This window comes from Litorivivens sp., from assembly GCF_041625495.1.
Classification (GTDB): Bacteria; Pseudomonadota; Gammaproteobacteria; order Pseudomonadales; family Spongiibacteraceae; genus Litorivivens.
Window position 1 is genome coordinate 1 of record NZ_JBFJTH010000156.1, and the last position, 8758, is coordinate 8758.

The 8758-nt window shown below is 55.6% G+C and carries 7 protein-coding genes; 1 reads left to right on the plus strand and 6 read right to left on the minus strand.

Going from position 1 to position 8758, the window contains the following annotated elements:
• From ABYP39_RS15095 to ABYP39_RS15120, 6 genes are all read right to left on the minus strand, one after another.
• Positions 1-240 (minus strand): hypothetical protein (locus tag ABYP39_RS15095; protein ID WP_372783343.1); only part of this gene is annotated, 240 nt, incomplete at its 3' end.
• Positions 241-453: 213 nt separating this feature from the next.
• Positions 454-1680: an acetyl-CoA C-acyltransferase gene (locus ABYP39_RS15100; RefSeq protein WP_372783345.1), complete on the minus strand. Its 1227-nt coding sequence runs from the start codon at positions 1678-1680 to the stop codon at positions 454-456.
• Positions 1681-1682: 2 nt separating this feature from the next.
• Entirely contained in the window at positions 1683-2912 is a 1230-nt protein-coding gene (locus ABYP39_RS15105; protein WP_372783347.1) for an acetyl-CoA acetyltransferase, read from the minus strand.
• Positions 2913-2951: 39 nt separating this feature from the next.
• Complete coding sequence (locus tag ABYP39_RS15110; RefSeq protein WP_372783349.1) at positions 2952-4424, minus strand: carotenoid oxygenase family protein; 1473 nt, start codon at positions 4422-4424, stop codon at positions 2952-2954.
• A gap of 34 nt (positions 4425-4458) precedes the next feature.
• Positions 4459-5331, minus strand: coding sequence for a DUF1295 domain-containing protein (locus ABYP39_RS15115; protein WP_372783351.1), 873 nt, complete (start codon positions 5329-5331; stop codon positions 4459-4461).
• A gap of 14 nt (positions 5332-5345) precedes the next feature.
• On the minus strand, positions 5346-5930 hold the full coding sequence (locus ABYP39_RS15120) for a TetR/AcrR family transcriptional regulator (protein ID WP_372783353.1): 585 nt from the start codon (positions 5928-5930) through the stop codon (positions 5346-5348).
• Between the two features lie 141 nt (positions 5931-6071).
• Between ABYP39_RS15120 and ABYP39_RS15125 the strand changes: the two genes are divergently transcribed.
• Positions 6072-8390 carry a TonB-dependent receptor gene (locus ABYP39_RS15125; protein WP_372783355.1) on the plus strand — a complete coding sequence of 773 codons (2319 nt, stop codon included), beginning with the start codon at positions 6072-6074 and terminating at the stop codon, positions 8388-8390.
• Positions 8391-8758: the final 368 nt, after the last annotated feature.

The following is an 8758-nucleotide window of genomic DNA, read 5'->3' on the forward strand; positions in this document are numbered from 1 at the left end:
GCTGGCCTCCTCCGCCGCATCGTCGCCCAATGCCTGTTCTTCCGCTTTCAGACAACCAATGTATTGACGGCCTTTGGCGACAAAGCCCTTGACCGCCTGTTGGGCTTCGAGCATTTCCTGTTCGCTGGCGTTCTTGCCGTCAATTACCTGAGGTGCTTCGGGTGCTGTGCAATCGACCGCGCTGGCGGCAGATGCGTACAATCCCAAGCCAGCCGCTGCAAGTGTGCGTGTAAATGTCATGCAGTTCTCCCTCTTGGTTAGTTATAGGTACGGTAGACCTTAACACGGAGGGGCGCCTGTCTTGCAAGGAAGGCGACTTGTGGACTTGTGCATAAGGCTGCCAGGTTCAGCTCGGCACCGAGGATACGGAGGGCAGGCATTTGCACCGCATCCTCCAAAGACGGGAAGGCGCTGGAAGCGCACGATCGACAGCACTATTTCAGCGACACTCCTTTAGGTACGCTCCACAATCATCGCCGAACCTATCCCCCCGGCTGCCAGACAAACAACCATGCCAAGCTGGGCGTCTCGCCGCTCCAGCTCGTGAAACAGCGTCGCCACCAGCGATGCGCCTGTGGCACCTAGAGCATGGCCGATGGCAATCAGACCACCATTGACGTTTACCTTGTCGGAATCGACCTCGTAGTTGCGCAAAAACTTCAAAGGAGTCGCCGCAAAGGCTTCCATAAATTCTATCAGGTCCAGTTCAGCCAGACTGACTCCGCTTTGATCCAAGACGCGTTGCATCGCATCAAATCCGGCAGAGAACTGAATAACCGGATCACCGGCACACTCGGCGTAAGCTCGAATTCGGGCGCGAGGCTTCAGACCACACGCAGCTCCCGCCTCTTTCGACCCTGTAAGCACCAACGCTGCGCCATCAGACAGTCCGGGGCAATTTGCCACTGAGTGCAGGTGGTTAATCGATTTCAATTGCGGATAGGCTGCCAACATCATGGCATCCGCTTCGGCCGCGCCAATTTCGGCAAAAGCTGGCGGCAGTTTTCCAAGTTTCTCTTGCGTTAAATCGTTGCGTACCCATTCGTCTTGGGCAAGCGCCACACTGCCGTCAGCGTGATGTACTGGTATCACACTGCTGTCGTAGTAACCTTTTTCCCACGCTGCGCTGGCGCGCTGATGAGAGTTTAAACTGAGCGCATCCAGCTCGGCTTTATTGTAGCCCTCAAGACTGGCGATAAGCTCAGCCCCCATCACGGGCAGGGCCCAACGCAATTCCCGCCGTAATTCGTCATTGAGATAATAGGCCGCTTTATCCGCCATAAAGGGTACTTGCGACAGACTTTCCACACCACCAGCCAGGCTCAGTCCCGGTTGTCCGGCCTGCGCCCACAGTGATGATTCCCCAACAGCACTGAGACCAGAGACGCAGTAATTGTTCAGGGTTTTGGCAACCACGGTGTCTGGTAATTGCGAGGCCAAACGACTGACCAGCGCAATATGCCCCCCTTGGGAGCGCACTTGTCCTACACATCCCAATAGCAAGCGCTCGACGCTACCGATTGCCTCGTCGCCATTGCGCTCGGCCAGTGCATCAATCAGTTGGGACACCAGGGTATGTGGTGCGATGGAACTGAGCGAACCTCCTGGCTTGTCGCCGGTTGCGGCCTGTCCTTTGCCACGCGGCGTACGCACAGCATCATAAATATACGCATCCGCCATACTCAATCCACTCCCACTACAAAAGACACGTTCGTGGTGGCAGAGCCCCCCACATTATAGGTAGCGACTTTTTTCGCGCCGGCAATCTGCATATCACCAGCATTTCCCGTGGTCTGCCTCCACGCATCCAAGACCATGCGGATGCCAGTGGCACCCACCGGATGACCCTGCCCGATCAAGCCACCGGAGGGATTAATGGGTAGCCGCCCATCAAAGGCGACAACCCCCTCTTCCACTGCCTTCCACCCCTCACCCGGCGCGGTAATCCCAAAGTGTTCAATGGCCATATATTCGGTGATCGTAAAACAGTCATGAAGCTCAATGGCATCCAGCGCCTCGGGACCTGCGATCCCTGCACGTTGATAGGCGTCGGTAATCGCTTTTCGGGTCCAGGGAAAAACATACTCCTGATCACGACTTGCTTCTATTTTGGTCTGCTGCAGCATCGGTGCTGTGGTATGCCCCCAGCCCAGAATACGGGGCAGCGAGTCCAGAGAAATGCCGCGTTTATCGGCGTATGCTTTGGCCTTCTCCGCTGATGCCAAGAAGACAACAGCTGCTCCGTCGGTAATCTGGCTGCAATCCTGACGGCGCATCCATCCCTCTACGACGGGGTTATCTCGATCATCCTGAGAAAAGCTGTTGCCGGTAAACGCCCAGTTGCGTGTTTGTGCATTGGGGTTGCGTTTGGCATTACTGAAGTTGATTCGGGCAATCTCTCCCAGGTGCTCATGCTTCAGTCCGTAACGATGATCATATTCTTCAGCCAGATCAGAAAACATGGCCGGCCACACATACTTGACCTGCGTCGCTTCGCGGCCGACCCAGCAGGCAGCCCCTAGATTGGCAGCCGCAGTATCACCGTGCACGTTGCGCATCAGCTCAACGCCGGCAACACACGCCAGATCGTAGTGCCCGCTCTCGATATCGCGCATTGCCGCGAGCATCGCTAACGAACCCGAAGCGCAAGCCCCTTCGTGACGCGACGCTGGCATACCCGCAAAATCCGGGTGCACATGGCCGAAAAATCCGCCGAGCATACCCTGACCGGTAAACAGCTCGGCGACGAAATTCCCCACATGCCCCACCTGAACCTCACGGGCTTCCAACTGACACGCGTCCAAACCACTGTTCACCGCTGTCGCAAACAGATCGAAAAGGGTTTTGTCGTCCCGCGTCCAGTTGCGGCCAAAGTCGGTTTGCGCTCCACCGAGTATAAATACTTCACTCATTTATCCGTCTCCTGCCAGCTACAAAGCCTGCGGCTAAATTCAACCAGCGCCTCCGGTGATTTGTTGGTCCGAGGCCCAACAGGCGTGTGTGCCACTGCATAGGCGGTGCGGTAATACAATCTCGCACACCGGACCCGCCTCGATATTTTTTGCATCCAGCAACACGCAGCTGGATCGATTGCGTTTCATATCCGTCAGAAAACTAACCAGATAGCCGTCGTCTTCGTCCTTTGCGCCGTCGCGAGGCACAAACGGCGCTTCGGAACCGTAGACTTCGTCACCAAATTCATAGCGCTGTGTCGCCCCCGTTTCGAGATCGTGCTTGATCAGGCCGGTGAACAGGAACCAGCCTTTCTTGAGCGTGGTACTGTAAACGTAGCGATTTTTGACACCGGCGTATTGTTGATTGATGGTGCCAAACTCCACGTAATCCTTGTCATACAAGACCTCTTCACGCGTAGTGCCGTCTTTCAGGTTAAAGCGCCAGCGGTGTAGCTGCGGTTTGACCTCGTGCATATTGAGAAAGGCATACAGGTGTCGGTATTTCTCCGGGCCAAAATCCAGTGGTGGCGGTTCCGGATTATTTTGAAAGTAGCCATCCAGCACCAGCTCGTCGCCCTCTTCCCAGGCATTGGTCCAATGCAGTACGTAGGTGGGGGCGCCCTCGAACCAACGTATATCTTCTGCTTTTCCATATCGGGGAATTACGGCAAAGCGCGATGGCATGTCGTGCATCACCGGCACATGCATATTCTGCGTCAGCAGTTCCTCATGCCAGAACATCGGAAAATCATTCAGAATCGAATAGTTTTTGGAAAAAGCCATATCGTGAGGCAAACGCGGCCCCGGTAGTTCAACCGGCACATAATGCTTGAGGCGATTATCCGCGCCCACCACACCATAGTGCATGTAGGGGGCGTGCTTGGAGTAATTGAAAAACAGCAGCTCACCGGTGCTCTCATCAACCTTGGGGTGGGCCGAGATGCCATCGATTGGCGTCCAGGCCTCAATACCCAATGCATCCAACGTGTAGGGATCAAGGCGGTAGCCCTCGCCACACTGCCAGAATGTCGACAAGGCTTTTCCCGCATGCACGGTCACATCCGTTGACGAGGAATCTTTCAAATGCTCATGGGCTCCCCAGCCGGGACGTTTGGATTTTTCAGGTTTGCCGGCCATACCCACCCACAGCGGGCCGTTCGCTTCCGCTTCGGCCTCAAAGCCGCGGGTACGCACAAAGCGATTGCGGTATTCCACTTCACCCTTCGAGAAGCGCATCATGTGCAACATGCCATCACCGTCGAAGGGGTGATATTTGCCGATGGACGTGTGTACCGGATTTTCTGTGTTTCTCAGATAAACGCCGTTGATATCCTTGGGGATCTCGCCAATGACCTCCAGATCCGTCGCGGTATATTCCTCAAAATTGGGCGTCCAGGCCCCACTGCGATAGGGGTGCTCGTCGTTTTCAGGGAGCGTGCTGTGAACACGCTGCACTAAGGTTGTTGGCATGGTAAATCCTTGTCAGCAATCTTTGGATGGTGGGTTATTTAGATTTGGGAGGGCGCGGTATCAAAGAGGGGGTTGCCGCTTTGTAGCGCTGGTATTCAGGGTTGTCACCCCACTCTTTATCGGCCCGTTGCTCAAGCAAAGGCACACCGCTGATGCGGGTAAGCAGCAAGGCAACAAAAACCGGCGAGATCAAGGTCACATATTGCCAACCCTGCAAAACCGGGAAAGCAATGATGGCCACCCCCGCCCACAGCACAATCTCGCCAAAGTAATTAGGATGCCGTGACCAGGCCCAGAGTCCACTTTGAATAAAACGCCCAGTATTGGCTGGATCATTGCGAAAGGCGCTTTTTTGCCTGTCGGCAACGGCCTCGATCGCAAAACCACAAAGCCACACGAGCAAACCAATAAGGCCTACCAGCCCCAGAGGGCGACTCTGCTCGCCAGTCATTGCCGCCAGCGCACAGGCTAGCGTCAGAAAGACCCAAAGCCCCTGCAAACTCCAAGTGGTTAGAAAACGTGGAAAGAGCACTTTGATGGCATCAAACCTCGGATCTCTGCCGGCCCGGCGAATGCGTAGAAAGAGAAACGAACCCAGGCGCCCGGCCCAGATCAGTACCAACACTCCCAACAGGAGCGAGCGCGGATCAGCATTGCCATATACCAGCGCGATGATTACAAGCGTGATGTAGGTCAGACTGCCAGTCAGATCGAAATAGTGTTCTGTCTGGGCCAGATAGGACGGAATGAACACCACCCACTGCACAACAAATCCAAGCAGCGCGCAGACCGCAAACAAGGGCCAGCCGGCAAATTCCACCGAGGAAGGCCAGGCTGCCGCCACAACGGCGCCGGCCAGCGTAAAAATAATGACATGCGCGATCAGCGCGCGAATCCAGGGTTTCACGTTTAATTCTCCGATCAATCGTCAGTGTTTTCGAGCAGACGGGCGATAACGCCACTCAGTTCGCGGTGCAGGGCATCACCGGGGGCCATTTGCAGTACAGCCGGATTGTTGTAGCCCTGAGACAAAATCATCATTGCCCGCGCAATGTCGCGCGCGTCTCCCGCTCTGAAAAGTCGCGCGCTTTGGCCAAGCCGTACAAAGCGCTCGCAGTGGTCAATCGACCGCTTTTCGCTTTCTGCGTAAACCTCACGCACCGCAGCTGAGCTCAAGGCCTTCGCCTGAGCAATGGCAAACAGAACGCTATTTGAACGAAAAAAGCGCACACAGCCCGCAACCCATAACGCCGCGAATTCCTCAAGACCAATATCCAGCAATGTCTCCACTTTCAGCCCCTCGGTCACGTGACGCACCAGATCATCCATAAGCGCCCGATAAGCGGCATCAAAGGCTTCGTCCTGCGACTCGAAGTGATTGTAAAAAGTGGCGGTAGACGCCTTGGCGCGCCGAGCAACCTTCTCGGCATTGAAACTCCCGGCACTTTCCAGCTCTTTGCGCACGGCTGCCACCAGCCGCATACGTGTGCGATCCGTCTTGCTCATCGTGTTTCCAGTCGCGGAGGATACCGACATGTCGACAGCTACTTTTCAACTTAGTTTCAATAAGTTTGACACATTTATATTATAAAAGTACAGTTGCCGAATATTAATTAGAAAGTTTTTCTATTTATAGAGGACTCTAACGTGACCCAGCCCCCAGCTCTACGCCCGCAGCACAAGCAAACCCAACGATTCTCCCGGCAAGTTACGACGCCCCTGTTGGCCGCATTGGCTGCGAGCAGCGTGATGGCCCAGCCACAGGGCGATGCACCACGCAGACAACTGGAAGAGGTTGTCGTGACCGCTCAAAAGCGCTCGCAAAGCCTGACCGACGTGCCGGTATCAGTCACCGCCCTAAGCGGTGACCGCCTTGCGGATGCGGGTATCGAGAACCTCAGCGATCTATCCGAATACGCACCCAACTTCAAACTCGTGGATTCCGGGTTTATCCCGAACATCTATATGCGCGGTGTCGGCTCTGGCTCCAACCAGGGCTTTGAACTGTCGGTGGGGATTTTTGCTGACGGCGTTCACCTCGGGCGACCACACCAAACCCGCTCGGCCTTTATGGATCTGGAGCGAGTGGAGGTACTGCGAGGGCCCCAGTCGATACTGTTTGGCAAGAACGCGATTGCCGGTGCGCTGAGCCTGATATCCGCCAAACCCGGCCAGGAGTTTGAGTTTGACCTGAGCGCCTTGACCGGTCGCTCTGACGACGACAAGCAGGAAATCAGCGGCGCTGTTTCCGTGCCGGTGACCGACAGTTTCGGCTTCAGACTGGCAGGCCGGGTACGCGAAGAAGAAGGCTATATGTACAACGAAGTACTTGATCGCGACGAACCCGCTGTCGACGAAGACGCCTGGCGACTGACACTGGCCTACGCCCCAAACGATACGATGGACAGCACTCTGAAACTGGAAAAGTCCACGCGCAAACAAACCGGCCGCACCTACGAAATGACCCGCGACAGCGCCCTAACCCGCTGTTCAGGGGAAGATACCGAGATGAACAGGCGGCGCGCTGCCGACGCCCCCGAAGAGGGAGAAATTGATACCTACAACGCCACGCTCAATATCGATTGGCACCTTGAGGCCGGCACCCTGACCAGCGTTACTTCAAAAACCGGATACGATTCTGCAGACCTGTTCGATGCCGACTCCAGCAGTTTCGACACCCTCTATATTTTCGGCACGGAAGACTACGACCAGTTCAGCCAGGAGCTGCGCTTCACCTCCCCCACTGGCGGTTTTGTGGAATACATCGCAGGCGTTTTCTACCAGCAGAACGATCTGCACTTTTACGAAGAAGGCCCGCTGAAAGTTCGCACCGGCGGCGTTCAACCCACGGGCATTTGCGCTATCGACACCCAGGTTGTAGTGGACACCTATATCGACAGAGACTTTTATGTCGACACGGAAGCCTGGTCAGCCTTCTTTCAGTTTACGCTCAACTGGACACCAACACTGCGCACCACCTTTGGCCTGCGCAAGGTAGAGGAAGAGAAAACCTCCTCTCGCGAATTCCGCATCTATGACGATGAAAATCGCGGCGCGGCAGATCCAGCCACGCTGATCCTGCTGGACAACCTGCGCATCAATCCACACAGCCTGGACGGCGAGCGCGAAGCCTCAAACCTGTTGCCATTGGTCAACCTTCAGTGGGATGCCACCGATACGATGATGACCTACATCAGCTACACGGAAGGCGCGAAATCCGGCTCCTACGATGCACGCGGCAATAACGACCGTGACGAGTTCAATGGCGGTGGCCGCAATTACGAGTATGACGACGAGCTCGCCGATGCTTGGGAAATTGGCGCAAAGATGACGCTGGCCGAGGGTACAGCTGATTTGAACATTGCTCTGTTTTACGTTGAATACACCGACATGCAGGTCAGCGTTTACGATGGCTCCTCAGCCTTTAACGTACTGAACGCCGGGGAGGCGCTTACCCAGGGCATCGAGCTGGACGGCCGCTGGCTAGTCACGGATTGGTTTCAGCTTACTGGCGCTGTGGCCTACCTGGATTTTGAATGGACGGAATACAACAACGGCCCCTGCTTCGTCGGACGCAGCGACAGCAACGCTGACGGTTCGTGTGTTCTAACCGGCATGGAAAATGTGCAGACACCCGAATGGACGGGCACGCTTTCTACCCATTTCACGACTCCTTTACCGGGCAATCTCCTGCTGGGCCTAACCCTGGACGCCAACTACAAAGATGACCACTTTACCTCGTCAGACCTCGATCCGCGCGGTTTTCAGGAAGCCACTACGCGCTACAACGGTCGCCTCCAGATTGGGGCTGACGACGGTCGCTGGAACGTAGCACTGGTGGGCAAGAACCTGAGTGACGAAACGACAATGGGCGCTTCTGCCGCCACCCTGCTCGACGTCGGCGGCTACCGTGCAACGATAGAGCCTGCGCGCACCGTATATCTGGAGGGTCGATACCGCTACTGAGTCTTGCGACTAATACGAACCACCCAGCCAATCTCCATACGGCAAGATTGGCTGGTGACTAGTTCTAGCAAACTAGAGCTTAGAACGGCCGGCTCTGGCTCTTCATCATTAACGGGGGACACCGGCCATACAAAATAAATGCCCCACTCTTTCTAGGACTAAACCAAAAATCAGATGGGAGCTGGCAGCAGACGATTGACCATTAACAGGCTCAGGCCTGTTAATGCCCCTGCGAGGCTGCGCCTGTGGCTTGGCCCAAACGCTGACGCGTCTGTCGAACAGAGACGTTCTTTCGCCACAAACATGCCATACAAACTAAAAAGGCCCCACTCTTTCGAGTGGGGCCTTTTTAGTTTGTATGGCGCGCC